5 protein-coding genes are annotated in these 18594 nt (G+C 72.4%); 2 read left to right on the top strand and 3 right to left on the bottom strand.

The window, feature by feature from the left end; translation table 11 throughout:
- Positions 1-252: 252 nt before the first annotated feature.
- The gene (locus ACZ7N4_RS34555; RefSeq protein WP_471366835.1) at positions 253-678 is read right to left on the bottom strand and encodes a hypothetical protein; all 426 of its coding nucleotides are present in this window, start codon (positions 676-678) and stop codon (positions 253-255) included.
- 399 nt (positions 679-1077) lie between these two features.
- Positions 1078-1458 (bottom strand): hypothetical protein, encoded by a 381-nt coding sequence (locus ACZ7N4_RS34550; protein WP_471366833.1) that lies wholly within the window; start codon positions 1456-1458, stop codon positions 1078-1080.
- A gap of 296 nt (positions 1459-1754) precedes the next feature.
- Here ACZ7N4_RS34550 and ACZ7N4_RS34545 point away from each other — a divergent pair, with 296 nt between their 5' ends.
- Both ACZ7N4_RS34545 and ACZ7N4_RS34540 read left to right on the top strand, forming a co-directional pair.
- Positions 1755-2111, top strand: coding sequence for a hypothetical protein (locus tag ACZ7N4_RS34545; protein ID WP_471366830.1), 357 nt, complete (start codon positions 1755-1757; stop codon positions 2109-2111).
- Positions 2104-3072 (top strand): recombinase family protein, encoded by a 969-nt coding sequence (locus ACZ7N4_RS34540; RefSeq protein WP_471366827.1) that lies wholly within the window; start codon positions 2104-2106, stop codon positions 3070-3072. Before ACZ7N4_RS34545 ends, ACZ7N4_RS34540 begins: the two co-directional genes overlap by 8 nt.
- A gap of 63 nt (positions 3073-3135) precedes the next feature.
- Here ACZ7N4_RS34540 and ACZ7N4_RS34535 read toward each other — a convergent pair whose 3' ends face one another.
- The gene (locus tag ACZ7N4_RS34535; RefSeq protein WP_471366825.1) at positions 3136-18588 is read right to left on the bottom strand and encodes a hypothetical protein; all 15453 of its coding nucleotides are present in this window, start codon (positions 18586-18588) and stop codon (positions 3136-3138) included.
- Positions 18589-18594 lie beyond the last annotated feature (6 nt).

Below are 18594 nucleotides of genomic sequence, written 5' to 3'. Positions count from 1 at the left end.
CTCACCTCGCCGGGCGCCCGTTGGGTCGAGGCAACGGGGGTGGGGGAGGGGTTCCCCGCGCCCGTCGACACCCCCTTCGGTCCGTCGACGGCCGCGGCGCGCACCTCGTAATTCCCCTCCAAGAGCGGAAACGGTCGAGGGTGACCCCGTTAGTCGAGGTCGCCCCCGTGGGCTGTCTGGGCCCAGTCCGGGACCGGCGGATGCGACATGCGGACGGGAGCCGATGCGTTCCAGAAGGGGAGCGGAAACGAGCTACGAGGGGACGCCGACGAGTGCAGCCTCGGTGATGGCGGCGATGACGAGCTGCACCTGGTCGTCATTCAGCACGGCCAGGGTGTCCCGCAAGTTGATGTCGTACTCCCCAACGAGCGAGGCCGCGACCGCCAGGACGGCCGTCTCGCTGTTGGGCGTTGGCACTCCCTCCCTGAGGAGGTCACCGATCTGGTCCCAGCGCAGGTGCTGGATCGGGCCGCCGTGGAATGGGGAGCGACGGGTCGCGTCAGGGATCTCCGTCACGCGCTCGTACCGGCGATGGGTGGCGACGTCCTCCGGATCCAGGAACTGCCGGAGCCAGAAGGCGTCATCATGCTGGGACAGGAGTCGGCTCGCGGCGAGCATCTGCTCATTGCCGACTCCGCTGGTCACCTCGAAGAAGAGCGTCTGAGGGGTGGAGTTCACAACTCAGCTCCCGTGGTCGGGCGGCGCTGGACTCGATCACTGTCCCGGCCACCCGCCCCAGCTGCTGGATGACACGCCCTGATCCACGAGGCTGACAACCGGGAAGGGCCCCGCCCGCGCGGTTGAAGCCGGGCGAGGCCCTGGTGGAGGAAGCAGGCGGCGTCCCCTGGCTACCGGGGTCAGTTGCGGGAGGCGTGTACGTTATGCCGACGTCGCCGGCGGACGTCGCGGCGAGAGCCACCACCCGCCAGTCCGCCGCTACGGAGGGGCAAGCAGCCACCCCCGCCGGGCCACCAGCCGATGGAGGAGGAGTGCCACCGCCGGAAGTGAAGGGGGAAGGTAGACGTCGGACTGCGGGCCCCCTCCGGGCGGGTGGAGCTGAGCGCCACCCCTTTTGGTTCAGTCCTCGTCGCTTCGGACGATGCCGCCTGGCACGTGTGGGTCGAACCGACCGAGACGCATGGCCTCGATGCACTGCAGGACACGGGCGAAGGACGTCAGCCCGTACGTGATGTATCGCGTAGGCGAGCCCCTGCGGGCGCTTTCATGCTCGATGGGAACGCCGCCCATGATTGCCCGGTACGTGTCACGCGTCTCGTGCTCGGGGTGAGCCCCGATCCACGCCATCGCGGCGTCCGACGCGAACTCCTTGGCGGCCGTGCAGGTGTACTGGTCCCAGTCCATGACGGGCTTGGTCGGGTCGAGCGCGGCGATCATGCGTACCTGCTCGATGCAGCGCTGGTAGATGCGGGACAGCTCGGCGCTTAGATCTTGGCTCATCAGGTTCCCCTCTCCCGCGCCGGACCGTCCGGCGACTGGTGAACCCTGCCCGAGGCCGCGGTGGAACAGTCGCGTCGCCTCATATGCGATCCAGTGGCCCGGGGAGGCGAAATCGGTCGTCTTCGCCTCCCTTGGGTCTGATTGGATGATCCAATCGGCGACCAGCGGAAACGTGACTCCGATCCAATCGGCGCCCCAGGGTAATTGCGCCTCCCCTTTTCGCCCCCCTAGGGTGGCTCGCAGGGCAACCGGAGCTGTACTGGCGCCGGTTCGCGACGAACAGGAAGAGGCATCGGATGGCACTGCTCAAGCAGGTCGACTGGCAGGACAACGAGATCCCCTACACCGACGCGGACCGGCTCCGGTACGAACAGCGGGTCGCGCGCGTACGGAAGGAGGTCGCCGAGATCCGGTCCGCGGCCGACGGCATCAAGGCGGCCGGCGGCGCCTTCCATGCCGAGGTCGCGGACTTCCTGACGTCGGAGGCCCGGATGCTGGAGGGCGCCAACGAGGTGGACGGCGGAGTCGAACTCCAGCCGCAGGACGACACGGCGGAGCGGCCGACCTGGGGCACCACCACCGCCCGGCGGGCCCTTCTGATCGCACGCGCGTGGCACCGCGACCACCAGGGCGAGGCGGACGGCCGTGACTGACCGGCTGTACCTGCGCCACAGCACGGACAAGCAGACCAACGCCCGTCAGCGGCACGCGCTCGGCGCGTACATCGACGGCGGCGCTCCCATGTACGAGGACCCGGCGACCTCCAGCCGTCTTCACCCGCTGAAACGGCCGGGCTTTGTGCAGCTGCTTGACAAGGCGGCGGTCGGCGACGTCGTGCGTCTTGCGGACGCGGCCCGCCTGTTCCGCTCGGTCCAGGACGTACTCGATGTCCGCGACGTTCTGCGGCGTCGAGGCCTGCACCTGCGGATCGCCTCCGGCGCGTGGGCGGGGATGGACCTCACTTCGGAGGACCCGATGACGAAGCTGTTCGTCACGATGCTCGCTGGAGTGCTGGAGTTCCAGCGGGACATGATCAGCGAGAACACCCGGGACGGCGTCGCCGCCGCACGCGCGGAGGGCAAGACCCTCGGGCGCCCGGCCGCGTTCGACGAGGACACGGCCGCCGCCGTGGTGAAGGCCTTCCAGGAAAAGGGGACGGCGGTGAAGGCGCTGGCCCGGCAGCACGGCGTCGACCCCAAGACGATCCGCCGTGCGCTGGACGCGGCAGGGGCGCGTGGCGTGCCCGAGGACCTCGGGGAGCTGCTGGGGGAGCTGGACGGCGAGGAGAGCCCGGAGCTGGAGGCCCCCGCGGCCGCGGACCCGGTCGTGAGCATCGACGTGCCCGGCCTGCTCGCCGAGCACCTGCAAGACGCGGACGACGTCGCGCTCCGGGACGCGCTGAGCGGCGGCCGGACCATCCGCCGGGGTCAGGGCTACTCGCTGCGGGTGGCCGCACCGCTCGGTGTCCACCGGGCGGCCCTGGAGGCGTGCGCCGCACTCGCCGCCGACGGGGCGTCCCCGGCTGGGCGCAAGGCCTACCGGGTGTACGCCGAACGCGTCGAAGCCGCCCCAGCAGCACGGGGGATGACCGCTGGGACGGCCCTGTCAGCGTAGGCGCTGACCGGCAGTACCAGGGCCCGGACCGCCGACTCGGCAGTCCGGGCCCTCGTTCGTGTCCTACCGCTGGGACGGCTTGGGGTTCTGCTGCTGCGGGTCGGTACCGCCACGGCGCAGGTGCCCCGCCTGCTCCGCAGAGCCGCCCGCCTTCTGCTTCCCGGAGCCGCCCGGCTTCTTCACCGTGCCGCGCGTAGTCGACTTGCCCCGCGCGGCCGCCGTGGAGACGCGCGCACCGCGCCCGTCTCTGGCGCCGGGGAGAGGCCGGGACAACGCAGCCCCGAGCTTCCGCATCTCCGGGATGCCCACCGTGGTGGCCGCGGAGCCCCGCGTCGCCGGCGGTGTCCCGCCGCGACCGCCACCGGGGGAGCTGTAGGCGGAGGCGGCATCGGCGACGTCCCGCAGCGCATCGGCGGCCGCAGCGTCCGTCCCCTTCTCCTCGCCCCGGCGCCGGAGCCGGTCGGCCCCCGCCTGCGCCCACCCGGCGATCTTCTCGCAGGCGTTGATCGAGACCTTGCGGAAGAACTCGCCGACGCGGTTGTCCCCCAGCAGGCGCTCGAAGTGCTCCCCGGCCCGCTCCCGCATGACGCGGAACAGGTGACCGACCGCACCGCGCACAGTCTGGATCTTCTGCCACTCCGGGAGGTCCTGGAGCGCGGTGCTGTGCGTATCGGCCTGCTGGAGTGCGGAGTTGACGTCCGAGGCCTGCTGCGGGACGGGCGCGGCCGCCGCCCCTTCCGTGGTGCTCTCCGCCGGGGCCGCAGGGGTGGACGGTTCCGCCGGCGCGGGCGGGGCGACCGCTTCAGCGAACGCCCGCTGCAACGTGGCGAGGTCGGCGTCGAGGTCGGCGACCAGGTCCTGGGCCGTGCCGTTCACCGCAGGCACGTGCTCGTCCCAGGCGTCCAGCACCGCCTGGAACTCGGTACGGACGTCCATCGGCCCGGCCGGAGGCGTCGTCGCCGCGGTGTCCCCGGGCGAGGCCTCCGGGCCGGTCCACAGCGGCAGCTCACCGGGCTCCGGCGCGGCAGGCTCCGGCTGATCGGCGGCCCGCAGAGCGTCTTCCAGTGCTTGGCGAACGGCGTCGACGGCGTCCTCGGGAGCCGGGCCGCCGTCCTCGGAAGCGGCACCCTTCTCCGCGTTCTCCGAAGCCTGTGCATCCGCTGTCGTCCCTGCTGGGGCCGCTGGTACTTCCTCACGGGCCGTGTCCGTGCTCTGTGAGTCCGGGACTTCGGAACTCTGGGACTCTGTGCCTTCCTGCCGGGGCCTGGTGTCCGTCGCCGCGGCGGTCCCCTCGTCGACGTCGGTCGACCGGTGCTCGTCCTCCTCGCCCCGCGCGTCGAGGGCCGCTTGCTGGTTCTCCGCGTCCAGCTGCTGCCACTCGCGGTAGGCCGCGGCGGCCGCCTCGTCGCGAGGCGGGCGCCCGGCCCGGTAGTCGGCGAGATAGCTCTCGTTGAGCGCGACGGCGGCCGCGGCCTCTTCGGCCCGGGCGGCCTCCCGCTCTGCCTGCATCGCGGTGAGCGTGGCCTGCACCTGGTCCTGCATGCGCCGGGCGTCGTACAGCAGATGGGCCAGCGGGAAGGCCAGCTGACGGCGCTCGGGGTTCCCGGGGTCGTTCGGCAGCACACCGCCCCAGGCGTTGACGGCCCCCTGGACGGCGTCGAGGTGCTGCGTCATCTGCTGCGATCCGTGGGCGTCGGAGACCGCGGCCGCCAGGCCGTCGAGGCGGCCGACCAGCGCCTGGAAGTGCTCGTTCTGCCCGAGGTCGGGGTGGGCCCGGGCGGCCGCGCTGGCCACCGCGTCGCGGTGCCGTACGGCCGCGTCGCGCAGGTCGGCCCGCAGCACGTCCACCCGCTGCCGGGTCTCGTCGCCGACGGCCGCCCCGGGCGCCGGACCGTACGGGGCGCCGGTGAACGCGGAGTGCATGACCGCCGCTTGGGCCGCGGCGTCCTGCGGTGCGTCGACCAGGTACGTGACGTCATTGGGCAGCCGTTCGGCGGCCAGTCGCGCGAACCACCCGCCCTCGGGGCCCGGGTGGAGCGTGGCGATGACGAGGTCGCCCCGCAGCACGTCTCCGGAGTCGACCGGCTGACCGTCCAGCCCGGACAGGCGCAGCCGATAGCCCGGGTCCCCGGCGAGGGCGACGGTGTCGACGTAGCGCTGGGGTGCGGGCGGCTCCTCGGTGATCTGCTCGTCCGGCGCCGGCGCGTCGGTGTGCGGGGTCGGCGGGGTGGTCATGGTCGGTTCCTCCGAAGCGTCTCGCGCCGTCTCGTCACCGGGGGCGGCCTCGCTGGCCGGGATCGGCTCCGGGGCCGGGTCCGGCTGCGGCGGTGCGGCCGCCGTGCCGGGCTCCGGTGTCTGCTGATCGCCATCCGTCGGCTGGGGGCGGTCCTGCTCGAGGAACGACGCTTCGCGCCGTGCCTCGTGCATCCCCTCATCCGGGACCGCGGCTGCGGGTTCCTGGGGGTCCGGCGCGCGATCCGGCTCCGGATCGCTGTCCGCCGCGGTGTTCTCCGGGGTGTCGGTGGCGGCCGGCGGCTCCGGGGCTTCCTCCGGCTCCGGCTCCGGCTCGTCGTCGGTGACGCCGTCCGGCGGGGCCGCCGTGGTCTGCGCGGCCGCAGGCGGCTCCGCAGGACCGGTGTCGGCGGCCGGTTCGCCGGGGCCCGGTGCGGTGGTGTCCTCCGGGGTCCCCGGCTCGTCGTCGACGGCCACGGGGGCCTGTTCGGCAGGCGCCGTATCGGCGGCCGCCTCCTCTGCGGGGTCCGTGGAGAGGGCGGCCAGCTCCGCCTCGAAGGCCTCCACCGTCGCCTGCGAACGGGAGGCCAGCAGGGTGGCGGCCGCCCGCACCTCCCTCAGCGGACCGCGCAGGTCCTCGTCGACCACGGGCTCCAGGGCGCCGCTCCAGACCGCGACCGTGTGGACCTGACGCACCAGGTCGTCCGGCGAGCCCGCCGGGCCGTCGCGCAGGGACTGCTCGGCGTCCCGGTACGCCGCCGCCAGCTGCGCGACGGGGTTGGTCGGGTTCCCCATGCCGTCGGGGCGCTGCTGCCGGTCGGCCTCGTAGTAGCGCTGGACCGTGGGCAGGGCGTCCCACCGTGCGAACGCCTCGCCCAGGCGGCCGATGTCCGCCTGCGCCTCCTCGTCGGTGTCGTACGGCCCGGCGGGGTTGAGTGGCGGCACGTCCACGTCCAGGAGCACCACGTCCAGCTCCGGCAGTTCAGCGCCGGCCGGTGCCTCAGCCGCCGCCGACGTCTCCTGGCGGTGCGCCAGGGCCATTGCCTCGCCGGTGGGGAGGCGGTCGGCGTACCCGGCGACGTCGGCGCGCTCGGTCCAGCTGCACACACACCACGCCTCAACCCACTCCTGGGTCGGGCCGCCGAGGGTGACGGCCGTCGCGTGCTGCACCCCGTCAGCGACTGCCGTGGCGTGGAGGCGGAGGCGATCGAGCATCGGCGCCCATGCGGACATGTAGCTGTCGACGGCGGTGCAGGACGCGATCAGGGTCCCCGCCTGGTCCTCGATCAGGAGCGGCGCCAGGTCACCGGAGGCGGTGCGGCCTTGCCACTCCCGGCGGACCGTGTACGGGGCGCCGGTCTCGGCGGTGATCGTCCACGAGCCATCAGGGTGGTACTGGATCGCCTCCGACTCCCCGACTTCCGGCAGCAGCCACAGTCCGGCGTCGTAGTGCATGCGGCGGGCGACGCTGAACCCGGCGGCGACGTCCCCGCCAGCGCTGGCCGCATGTTCGGCGACGGCCGCCAGGGCCGCGCTCTCGCCCTCGCCGGAACCGATGCTGATCACGTCCCACCGGCCCGACGGCTCGACACCGTGCCACCAGGCTTGCCACATGATTCCCCGGGCGCCCCTGCCCTGGGCGTCGTGGGAGATGTGGTACTCGCCGACGGTCAGCCCGGGGCCGGTGACGGTGAACTGGTACGAGGACGGTTCCCCGTTTAGGACCCGCGGGCTGACGGTCAGCGCATCGACGTCGGCGGCCTGGGGCGCCGCCCCCTCAGCAGGCTCCGGCGCTGCGTCGCTACCCGCCGTCCCCCAGCCGGCGAGCCCGAGGATTGCGGCGGCCGTGCGGTCGGTCTCGTCCGCCGCTTCCGTCGGGGTCGCGCCGCGCCGGGCGACCAGCGCGGTCCGGTCCTGGCGGCCGGCGAACGCCTCATCCGCCGCGCGCTTCTGTGCCGTCGCGTTCCCGCCCGCAGCCTTCACCGCCGCTCGCGCTTCACGCATGGCCCGGTCGTCACCGGCTTCGCACGCCTCGGTGAGAATCTGGCTCGTCAGAGCCTGAGCGGGCCACGGGGCGGCCTCTCCGGCATCCAGAGCGGTCGACAGCATCTGCCCGGCAAGCTCCGCGGCCCGGTCGGGCCACTGCTTCCAGTGCAGGTCGACCACCTTCGGATCACCCTTGGCCAGGGCGCCCACCAGGCTCTCCACGTCGCGGTAGCCGAAGAGTCCGTCCTCGTCGCTCAGGAGCCGGTGAGACAGGCACCGCGCGCACACGGTGTAGCAGCCAAGCTCACTGCCCTGGTCATCGTCGACGGCGACCGTGTACCGGGCCCCCGACCTCTTGGCGCTGCACTTGCCGACGTACGGCGCCGACGCGTCGCAGTACGCGTCCGGCGTGTCGGCCATGTCGTCCGTGAGCTGGGCCACGACGCGTAGCCGCGCGGTCGGAATGGCGTCCTGGGCCGAGTTCCAGACCTTCCACTCGGCGACGTACTGCCGATTGTCCGGGCCCTTACGGGACCAGTCCTCACCGGTGTGACCCTGCGCGCCGTCCGGGTCGGTCAGGTGCTCCCAACCCCACCGGCACGACGCGATAAGGCCGACGCGGCCGAACCGCCGGATCAGGAACACACCCTCTTCAAGCTCAACGCGGTCCGTGGTCGTCTCGAACTGCGGGGGCTGCTCCGTCAGGTGCCCGTACCGGGCCCACAGGGACGCGAACCGGGTACGGGTCGCGGTGTCCTCACGGACGCGCGCCAGCACGGCCTCAAGGGGCCGATCCTCCAGATTCGCATTCCACCAGTACGAGCCGTCAGCGTCGTGTCCGGCCTCCCACTGGTCCTCATCAGGACGGGCGTACGTCACCGGGCGGAGCCGGAACTCATGCCCGGCCGCCGTTGTCAGAATCCAGCCCGCCGCCGGTTCGCGCCGGTCGGTGAACGACACGGGGGCGATCGTCTCGCCCTCAATGAGCGCCGCCTGAAGCTGTGCCCCTCGCCCGTCCTCGGTCATCGTCGACTGGGCAGGCAGTTCCTCAGCGGGAACGGCCTCGCTGCCCGTGGCCGTCTCCGGCTCCGCCGGGCCCTCTGCCGGATCGCCGAACAACCCGAGCTGTTCCACCTCGCCTCTGCCCTGGGATGCCACGCCCTCCCCTTCCTGGGTGCGGTCGGTCGGCTGATCCGGTGCGCGCTGTACCTCGGGCGGGGTGGGCTCGTCGACGGTGCTCGTGTTCTCCGCCGGCGGCGCGGCGGCCGCCCGCTCGATCAGGTGGGCGACATCCGCGTGCAGCCGCTGGGCTTGGAAGTCGAGGTGCTGACGCAGCCGGTGCAGGGGCAGGCCGACGTACCGGTTGAGCATGTCGTCGTCGGTGGCGGCGAACAGCGCGGCCGCGGCGGTGCCCGCGGCCTCCATCGCCGCGGCCTTGGCCCGGTAGGCGTCCACGCCCCTCGCGGTCGCGTCGATCGCCCCGATCGCCCTGCTGAGTGCCTGGATCTCGTCCTGGGGGCCAGCGCCGTCCGGCCAGACGCGCGAGGTGACCTCCGCGACGGCGGCGTGCAGGTCGTAGGTCCGCTGAGTCTCCAACGCGAGCTGGTCGTGGCTGCCGTGGCGGCCGAACACCGCGGCGACGTCCTGCGGTGCCCGACGCTCGCGCGGCACGACCTGGACCTCATCCGTGAGGTTCAGGGCGAAGCCGTTGGCGGTGCCCGTGGCCACGTCGCGGGTGGAGAACCCCATGACGCTGCCCCGGCGGTTGTTGTCCGCGAACCGCAGTTCGGTGACGGACTCGCCCCGCGTGCCGCCGTCGGCGATGAGATCGCCCAGGCGGACCTGCGCCACGGTGCGGGTCTCCGGGCGCAGGTCGTCACGGTGTTCGGCCGGGATGAGCTGCGCTCGCGCAGGCAGTTGCCGGATGAAGACGCTCTCTGGTGCGGTCACCTCCCTCCCGGTCTGGTCGAGGATCACGGCATCGAGCAGCGTGGTGTTCTGGCGGTAGTCGCGGTACCCGGGGTAGACGGTGCCGGTGACGGTGGCCGTTTCCGGCACGGGCAGCCCCCAGGCCTCCCCGTCCCATTCGATGTTCCTGCCGTTCACGACAACCGTGATCCGGTTGCCGCCCTGGAGCGCCTCGCGGGTGACCTCGTGCGGGTCCTGCGACGCCGCGGCGGCCGCCGTCTCCTGCGCGGCGGGTTCTTCCGGCTGCTCGGTGTGCTGCTCGACATCGGCCGCGGGTTCGGTGACCACGCGGGTCCCCCAGATCTGGTGGGCGCGGGCGAGTCTGCCGACTTCGGACCTCTCCACGTCGAAGGTGGACACGACGTGCTCGAAGCACAGAGGGTCGCTGTCGCCGACGCGGTAGAGCGGCTGAGGCTCAGCGTCGGCCGCGTGCAGGTTGGACCCCCCGCACCTTCCGTCGGCCGCCAGGGCGAAGTTGTAGTCACGGCCGTGCGCGCGGAGAGGCTTGGCGGCGTCCTCGCGGGCCTCCCGGACCACGCGCTCGCAGATCTCGACCGCCCCGCCCCGGCTTTCCGCACCGCCGAACGTCCGGACCGCTTCGCCGTCGATCTCGATGCGAGGAGTGAAGATCTGGACGCCGCTGAAGTTGTGGCGGGTCACCCCGACCACGAACGGCACGCCGTCCGCGAGGACGTCGAAGACCAGCTCCGGCCCGCGCGGCGTGATCTCGCCGACCGTGACCGGGATGGGCTCACGCACCACGGCCAGGCCCTCGCGCGGCACATAGTCGGCGTACGACGTGAGGGGCTGGGAGGGGACGGAGTCCACGGGGGGCAGGTTCTCGAACGGCACCTGTTCCGCGGGCCCGTCGACGGGCCGCAGGTCCGCAGCGGCGCCGTTGAGGGCGTAGGTGTAGCCGGTGGCCTTCTTCCCGCTCCGGCTGAGGACGTGGTACTCGCCGGTGACGCCGGTCCGGTCGGTGCTGACGTACCAGGTGTCCTTGCCCGGGCCGGGCGACATCACCTGTCCGGTCACCTGCGGGCCGTTGGGCCCGTCCCGCCAGGTCACCCACGAGCCGATGTCGTACTCCGCGGGGATCAGGCCCGGGGCGTCCTCCTGCCGGGTCAGACGCAGGGAGGGCAGCGGCCGCAACGGTTCCATGCCGCTGGCCGTCTTGTAGGTCTGGCGCCACCGGTTCAGCTGGTCCGCCTGCTCCGCGGGCGTCTGGGTTGACTGTTCGTTCTTGGTTTCGACGACGGCAGCGAACTCGCTGCGACGCCGCTGGTAGCCGTCCACGGCCTCCTGATGGAACCCGGCGTCGGCAGGGACCACGTGCAGGGTGAACGTCAGCCGCCCGTCGGTACTGGTCAGGCGCTCTCGCCCGTCGTCCGTCGCGGCCGTGCCTGCACCGGTCGTGTCCGGCCCGCCGGCGACCGCTTCGGGCTGGACCTCTTCCACGGTCATCTGTCCGTCCGCCAGTTCCTCGGTGCCGTCGCCGCCCGGCTCCGGCTCCTGGGCCTGACTCTCGGTGTGCTCGTCGGAGGCGTCGGCGGGCTCGGCAGCCGCGGCATCGTCAGCGCCGTCCTCGGGGGCAGGGGCGGGCTCGTCCGCAGGGATCGGGGCGCCCAGCCCGGCCTCCCGGTTCTGCTGGACGATGATCTGTTGCCGCTCCCGCCACTGCTCGAACGCTTCGTCGGTGTCGTTGTCCTCCGTCCAGGTGTTGACGAGCACCACGGGCTCGGGGGCGGGATTCTCCGCGTCGAATGCGGACAGCCTCGCGGCCGCCGCGTCCACGTTGGCCTGGTGGGGTGCCCGCTTCTCCGCGTTCTCTTGGAGGGCCTTCTTGCGGCTGTTCTCGGTGGGGTGCTTCTTCGGGTCGAGCATGGACTCGGTCAGCTCGGGGATCTTGTCCCGCTCGGTGATCGCGCCGACGATCCCGTCGAGCAGCTCGACCCGGCGCCGTGCGTGCTCGATGGCGGGCCCGTAGTTCACCGCTTCCTGCTGGGCCGTCAGCACCGCCACCTCCTTCTCCAGGCCGGGAAGGCGCTCACGGTCCATCAGCTGGTGGTCCTCCGCCTTTTCGAGGGCGGTGGCCAGACGGCCCAGCATGGTGGCACCGATGTTGCCCTTGACCAGGTCCTCCACGGAGCACCGCGATTCGCTGTGCCGCAGCTCGGGGAAGCCGACGTACGCGCGGACCTCGCCGCTGCCGTGGGCGATCTCCGGCTGGACGGCGAAGTCGAGGCCGCCGAAGGTGCCCAGCTTCTTCCACGGGCCGATGCCCTCGCGCTGGTGGGCGCGCACGGCTTCGGTGACGACCTGGCGCAGGACCGGGGCGGCCTCGCTGAACTTCTCGAACTCGCGGCCGCCGATACGGATGCGGAAGGCGTCGCCACGGATCGTCTCGGTGATCTTCGGCAGGGCCTTCTCGCGGGCCGCGATGGCCGCCCGGGTACCGGCGAGTTCGCCTTCCTTGGTGCCCAGCAGTTCCATCTGGCGGACGCGGTCGGCGGCCGCGTTGCGGCGGTCGGCCTCCAGGCCCTGGAGATGGATCTTGGCTTCCATGAACTGCCGCATGTAGGGGTTGCCGCCGATCTCGGCGGCCATCGTGGCGTAGTCCCAGTCGCTCGCGCCGATCTCTTCGACGGTGTCGCCGTCGTCGTCGCCGACGCCAGGCGGACGCTGGATGTCGCGCAGCCCTTCGGCCTTCGAGGTGAGCAGACCGACCTGCCAGGCGTCCATGCTGCCCTTGGTGGCCAGGAAGTAGATGTCCACTTCCTCGTGCTGGTTGCCCGGCCGCAGGGCGCGGGCGTTGCGCTGCATCATCATGGCCGGGGTCCAGTCCTGATCCAGGTGCATCAGGGCGTAGGCCCGGTTCTGCCCGTTGAAGCCCGTACCGAGGACTTCGCTGGAGCCCATCAGGACCGCGATGCCGCCGTTGTTGGCAGCCCGGGTCATCTCGGCTTTCCGCTCCGGGGTCCGGTGCTCCTGCGCGAACTGGACCATGTCCGGGGGGACACCGCGGGCGGCGAGCAGGTCACGCAGTTCGGCGTAGAGGTCGAAGCCGCCCTTGTTGTTGCCGCCGGGGGTGCCGGAGTTGGCGAAGACGAAGAACAGGCCGCCGGGGACCGGGTGCGGGGTGTCGTCGCGGCTGGAGACGGCGTAGGTGTGGTCCTTGTGGGCGTGGTAGCCGGCGGCGATGATGTCGGCCGCCTCCACGAGCTTGTTACCCGCGGGTGCGTTGGTGTCCACCAGCCGGGGGTCGAGGGCGACGGCTCGGCCCTCGCCGGAGACGGCCAGCATGTTGTCCTCGTCGCGGGTGACGTCTCCGGCATGGATCGCCTGCCCCCGCACGACCAGGGACTGGAGCCGGGTCCGCTGGTCGGCGGTCGGCTCCACCAGCACCAGCTTGGGGGCGCCGCCGGCGACCTTCGGCCGCTCGATGCCGACCTCGTCACCGGTCTTGGTGTCGGTGGCCAGCCCCCACATGGTCTTCATCGTGGACTTCGACACGAACCGGCTGAACCGCTCCACGATCGTCAGGCCGCTGCCATCGGGCGCCTGCTCGATGCGCTGGACCCTCTGCCCGAAGGTCTCCGACCACAGGTCTGGGCCGTGGACTCCGAACTGGTCCAGCAGCCACGGCGTCGCCAGCTCAAGGCACGCATACTGCTCGAAGATGGAGTTCTCCACCGGCGTGCCGGTGCCGAGGGTCACGGTGGGGCGGCCGCCGTCGTACTCCGCCATCCGGTGGTGCCAGCTGAGCTTCTGGTGCAGGTCCACCGCGCGGACGCTCGCGCTCTCGCCACCGGCCTCCTTCGAGCGGAAGCCGACGGCGGTGAACCGGTGTGCCTCGTCGATGCAGGCGTAGTCGAACCCGAGGTCGTCCCAGTACACCTCTCCCGGGGTGCGCATCGGGGCATCGTTGCGCCGGATGCGGGACTCCACCGTGGCCAGGCGCTGTTCCAGCTTCATCAGCGCGAAGGCGTTGTGCGGGACACCGCGCTCGCGCTCCAGCTGCTCCTTGAGCGACTCGATCTCGCGGAAGAGGTACAGCTCCTGCTGTTCGGGGCTCATCCGGATCGACTGGAACGCGCCCTCGGTGAAGATCACCAGGTCCGGGCTGTTGGCGCGCAGCCACTCCAGGACCGGGCGCCGGTTGCCGTCTGCGAGGTCGTCGGAGGTGATCAGGTGGATGTCCGCGTTGGGGTAGAGCAGCTTGGCCTCATCGAGCCACTGCCTACCCAGGCCCGGCTGGACGACCGCGAACGGCTTGGCGATCTGCCCGGAGGCCTTGAGGGCCTGCGAGCCCATGACCATCGTGGTGGTCTTCCCCAGGCCCATCTCGTGCGCGAGGATCACGCCCCGCTCGAACTGCATCCGCGCGGCGCCGGCCAGCTGCCACGGGTGCGGAGTCCGCTCGGTGGTGAACCCCTCCAGGGTGGGGGCGAGGCCGTCGTAGCTGCGGACGACATGCCCGTTCATCTGCCGGTTGTAGGCGTCTGTCAGCAGGGTGACCCGCTGGGTGCTCGCGGTGCAGAACTCCTCGAACGCAGAGCGCATCGCGTCGGCCTTGTACCGCATGGCGCGGGTGGCGTCCTCGTCGACGCCGTCGCCGTCGAGCCGGTGGACGACCATCGACGCCCGGCCGAGGAGGGCCTTGGCGATGTGCACCGCCGAGCGCCGCTCGGTGCCCTTCAACGCGTTGATCGCGTCGGGCACCTTCCCTGAGGCCAGCGACCAGCCGTAGCGCTCGTTGTGGCTGACCTGGATGGTCGGGTCGCCGAGGTACTCGCGCAGGAAGCCCTGCACCAGCGGCGCAGGAATCCAGTGGGCGCCGAGCTGGGCGGTGAACTGCCCCAGCCGCTTCGGCGGCGGCTGCACCACTTCCAGGGCGGCAACGTTCACCGCGTACTTCGGATCGGTGGTGGCCGCCTCGCGGGCCCGCTCCAGCTTCTCCCGCACTGCCCCCGACAGGTACGCCCCGGCGTGCTCCAGCTTCTTGGTGACCGGGTTGTCGAAGACCTCGGTGCCCAGCCGCGCGCGGGCCTCGTCTTCGGTGGTGTCCAGCAGTGAGGCGATCAGCGGCAGGTCCACGCGGCCGGTGGCGCCCATCACGGCTGTCAGCGCCGTCTTCGGGTCGTCGGTGGGCTCCAGGTCGCCGCGCCGGGCGCCCGGCCGCCGGGTGAGGACCTCGGAGTTGACCGCCCGGTCATTCGCCTTGTCCCAGTGCTCCAGGCCCAGGACGACGGCGGCGTGCGGATCCTGGCGGAACCAGCCCCAGCCCGTGGGGAGCCGGTCCTCGCCGTCGAGTTCGACGCCGGCCGCGCGGGCGGCGGCCGCCGCTTCCTCGCCCGGCAGCGCCAGCCGGGTCTGCCGGGGGCGCGACAGCGGCCCGTGCTTGGCGGTGTAGGAGGCGTGCAGCCGGGCGAGCTGGTCGCGGACTTCGCGCGCGCGGTCCGGGTCCTGGCCGGTGCGGTCCAGCTCCTGCAGTTCGCCGGCGACGTCGCGCAGCGCCAGCAGCGTCCGCAGCTGTTCGGTGCCCGAGACGCCGTCCGCCGTGATGACCCGGACCGGGTCCGCGCCGTTGACGTGCTGCCAGATCGCTCCGTTGTCGTCGGTGTAGAGGCGGCCGGTGAAGTCGGTGGCGTGCTTGAGCCGGGCGGTCTGGAGGAGCAGGGGCTCGCGGTGGGGCCAGTCCTCGTGATGGACGTAGCCCAGGCCGTCGGCGACCGCCGCGGCGGCGGCGGCCTGCATCCGCTCGCGCAGCAGCCGGGGCGCCTCCCCGGGGTCGCCCTGCACGGTCACCCGGGGCCCGTACGGTCCCGTCTCGGTCGTCAGGCGCCCCAGCACGTGCTCGGGGTGCTCGGTGAAGTAGGCGTTCACGGTCACGGCGTTGCCGCCCAGCTCCCGCTCCGGCGCCTCGATCCAGGCCAGGTCGCGCGGTTCCTCGCCCTCCGCGCGGCGCCGGAACACGAGCACGTCGGCGACGACGTCGGTGTCGGCGGTCTCGCCGAAGGTGCCCTTGGGTAGCCGGTAGGCGGCCGCCAGGTCGCCCCAGCGGGACATGTCGCGGCGGGCGGCGGTGTCCTCACCGTCCAGTGTCCACCGCGAGGTGATCACGGCCATGTAGGCGCCCGGCCGCAGCAGCGCGAGCTGCTTGATGATGAACCCGTTGTGCAGGGAGTGGCCGCCCGCCCGGTAGCGCCGCTCGCCGAACGGGGCCTGCGCGAAGGGGACGTTGCCGATCACCGCGTCGAAGGTGCCGAGGGGGACGTCGGTGTCGGTGAACGACTCCGCCAGCACGTTGGCGTGCGGGTAGATCCGTCCGGCAATCGCCGCGGTGGTCGGGTCCAGCTCGACACCGGTCAGCCGCGCGGCCGGCGGGGCGACTCCGAAGAACGCGCCGGAGCCGCATCCGGCCTCCAGCACCTCCCCGCCGTCGAAGCCGTACGCGGCCAGGCCCTGCCACATCGACTCGGCAACAGCCTGCGGGGTGTAGTGGGCCGACAGCACGGCCCGGGACGCCGCCCGCCACTCGAAGGGGTCCAGCAGGTCCCGCAGCTCCCCGCGCACCCGGGAGTACGACTCCCAGGCGGCGTGGTCCGTCTCGAAGCCGCCCTCCCGGTCCCCACCGGGTCCGTAGATCGGCTCGTCCGGGTCCGGCTCGTCGAGGAAGACGGTCGGCACCGAACCCCACCCCGACCAGCGGGCCAGGGTGCGCGCCTCGCCGATGGTGGTGCCGCGGTTCTCGCGCTCCAGTGTCCGCAGCACCTTGATGGCTGCAAGGTTTGCCTCAGCCCGGGCCAGCGGTCCGCGCGGCAGATCCGCCGGATCGGGGCGGAACCGCCGGGTCGCTACAGGTTCTCCAGCTCCCTGCGGATCGACGCCAGCTCCACCGCTTCCGGACTCAGCGGCGCCGCCTGGTCCTCCGCGTCCTCCGGCGGCGGCAGCATCTCGCGCAGGACCTGCTCCCGCGCCGTCGCCGAGATCTGCGCCATCTGCCCGACCCGGGCCTGGTACTCCGTCTCCGGCTCCAGCGCTTCCTCCAGGTCCTCCTCCGCCGCGGCGATTGCCTCGCTCATCTGCGTCCCCAGCGTCCGGAAGTACCGCTCCGGGTCCTCCATCGCCGCCAGCTCCCGGGGCCGGAACTCCTCCCAGTGCCGCCGCAGCAGCGTCGCGTACTGGCTGTTCGCCGCCATCGCTCTCGCCTCCCTCTCGTTCGTCGACGGTACCGGCCAGCGCAGCCATCTGCGCCGCCAGCCGTCCCTGATCCACACCGCGCCGCTCCACGTCGCCGCCGGCGGCGCGTACCTGCTCGATCACCGCGTTGATGCCGATGAGCGCGGCGCCCATCGCCGGGATGCGCCGCTTGGCCGCCTCCCGCTCCCGCTTGGGCAGCTGCTCGTTGAGGGACTGCTCGCGCAGGTCCTCCGTGGTCCGCTCCGCGATCCGCGCCAGCTCCCCGAGGAGGCCCTCCTCGAAGTAGAACGGGTAAGCCCTCATGACCTGGTTCGTGAGGGGGTTGAGCACCTTCGTCTGCGTCGGCAGCTGGTAGGGGGTGAGCAGGTCGAGCACCCGGTCGTATTCGCGGGACAGCTCCGAAGGCCTGCGACGCAGCCACGACACCAGCGGATCGTAGGAACTGCTCGGCAGGTCCACCTCCCGCGTGTTGCCCCAGGTGCGCCGGGGCAGCGTCTCCGGGTCCTGGTCGTAGCGCCGCACCAGCGCGGCCATCGCCGCAGGCCCGGAGTCGAAGTCCCCAAGGCTGCTGCGCTCGTCCCAGCCAGCCAGGGCCCGGAACTTCTTCCCGTGGCGCTCCACGTAGCCGTAGGCGCAGGAACGCTCCGAGCCGTCGATCAGTACCTGCCGCTTGCCGCCGATGCTGTCGCCCATGACCGCGCGGGCGGCGTCCGGGTTCTGCTCCAGGCCCCGCTGGTGCCACTCGTCGTCCACGGCCCGCAGGCGCTTCGCCCGGGCGTCCTTGACCGCCTCGCTGTAGGAGTAGGCGGACTGCTCGTTGCGGGCCGCCAGGTGCGAGCCCAGGTCGGCGCTCTCGGCGATCAGTTCCTCCAGCGTCATCTCGCCGACCGGCGTGCGCTCGCTGTAGGACCGCGCCCGTCGGGCGACCCGTTCGTCCTGGAGGCTCTTGCGGTAGGCGGTGACCTGGTCGTTCAACTCGTTGCCGCCGGGCAGGCGGGTCCACACCGGCCCGATCCGCTCGTAGGCGCTCTCCAGCGCCTCATCGTCCAAGTCGGCCGCCGCCGGGCCCGCCATGAGGGCCCGGGCGGTGCGGCCGTTCTGCTCGGCGGTCACCGCATCGCGCCGCCGCTCCAGCGCCCGGTACTTCTCGTCGGAGGAGTGGAACGACGTCTTGTGGATCGTCTTCTTCCACCACTCACTCTCGGCGGCCAGGTCCTCGTTGCTCAGCTCCGTGACCGGCGCCGCCGCCGCCTCCCGCTCCACCAGCCGCCTGCCGATCTCCTGGCGCAGGCGCTGGTACTCGGCCTCCGTCACGGGGGATTCGGCACTGCTGTAGCGGTACGTGCGGCGGGCCGTTGCGGCCGCGTCCTCCGCCGCCAGCAGTTCCTCGTCGGAGAGAACGGTCAGGTCCTCCGGCTCGGGCTCGGGCTCCGACTCCGGGACGGGCTCCGGGACGGGCGGCGCGGCCGCCGGCGGGGCCTGCTGCGCCGGGACAGCGGCAGCGGCCGCCGCAGCGACTGGTGTCGGCGAGGTGGGCAGATCCTCCAGCGTCTGGCCGGGGCCCAGCACGACGATGTTGCGGTCCTGCCGGGCGAAGGCCTTCAGCACCGCGGCGAGGTTGCGGTCACGGGTGCCCGGGTTCCACTTCCGGCCCGTCGCCCGCGCCTGCCGCTGCCCCGACCAGTACAGGTTTCCGGCCTTCACCGCCCGCACGTCGTCATCGTCGTACTTGTCGGTGCCGTACACCGCGGCGACGCCGTCTTCCTCCCATCGCACCCACACCCGGTCACGGGCGCCCGGGTCGGCCACCGCCCGGTGATGACGCGCGGCCAGCTCCGCGAACGTCGTCAGCCGTCCGTCTCCGATCCCGTCGGCGACCAGCCGCGTGTCACCGACCCGGCCCGCGATGGCACTGCCGTACCCGCTGGCACGGCGTGCGGAGGCGATCTCGGCGCCGTCCGGACCGAACACGGTGACCGCGCCGCCCTTGATCAGGGCGTGATAGCCCGTCACCGCCGCTACCGGCTCCGCCCCTTCGGGAAGCGGCAGCGGGCCAGGTGAGGCGGCCGGAGCTGTCTCGGGCGCGGTGCCCGCTTCGGTGTCCGCCGTCGCGACTTCATCCCCCATGCGCTT

This window comes from Streptomyces sp. NPDC107654 (assembly GCF_055639035.1).
Note: the sequence above shows the minus strand (reverse complement) of the source record. Positions and strands in the feature narration are given on the sequence as shown.

Excerpts from the sequence above, each read along its gene's own strand:
- ACZ7N4_RS34550 (WP_471366833.1), bottom strand. The coding sequence starts at position 1,458 with ATGAGCCAAGATCTAAGCGCCGAGCTGTCCCGCATCTACCAGCGCTGC.
- ACZ7N4_RS34545 (WP_471366830.1), top strand. The coding sequence starts at position 1,755 with ATGGCACTGCTCAAGCAGGTCGACTGGCAGGACAACGAGATCCCCTAC.
- ACZ7N4_RS34535 (WP_471366825.1), bottom strand. The coding sequence starts at position 18,588 with ATGGGGGATGAAGTCGCGACGGCGGACACCGAAGCGGGCACCGCGCCC.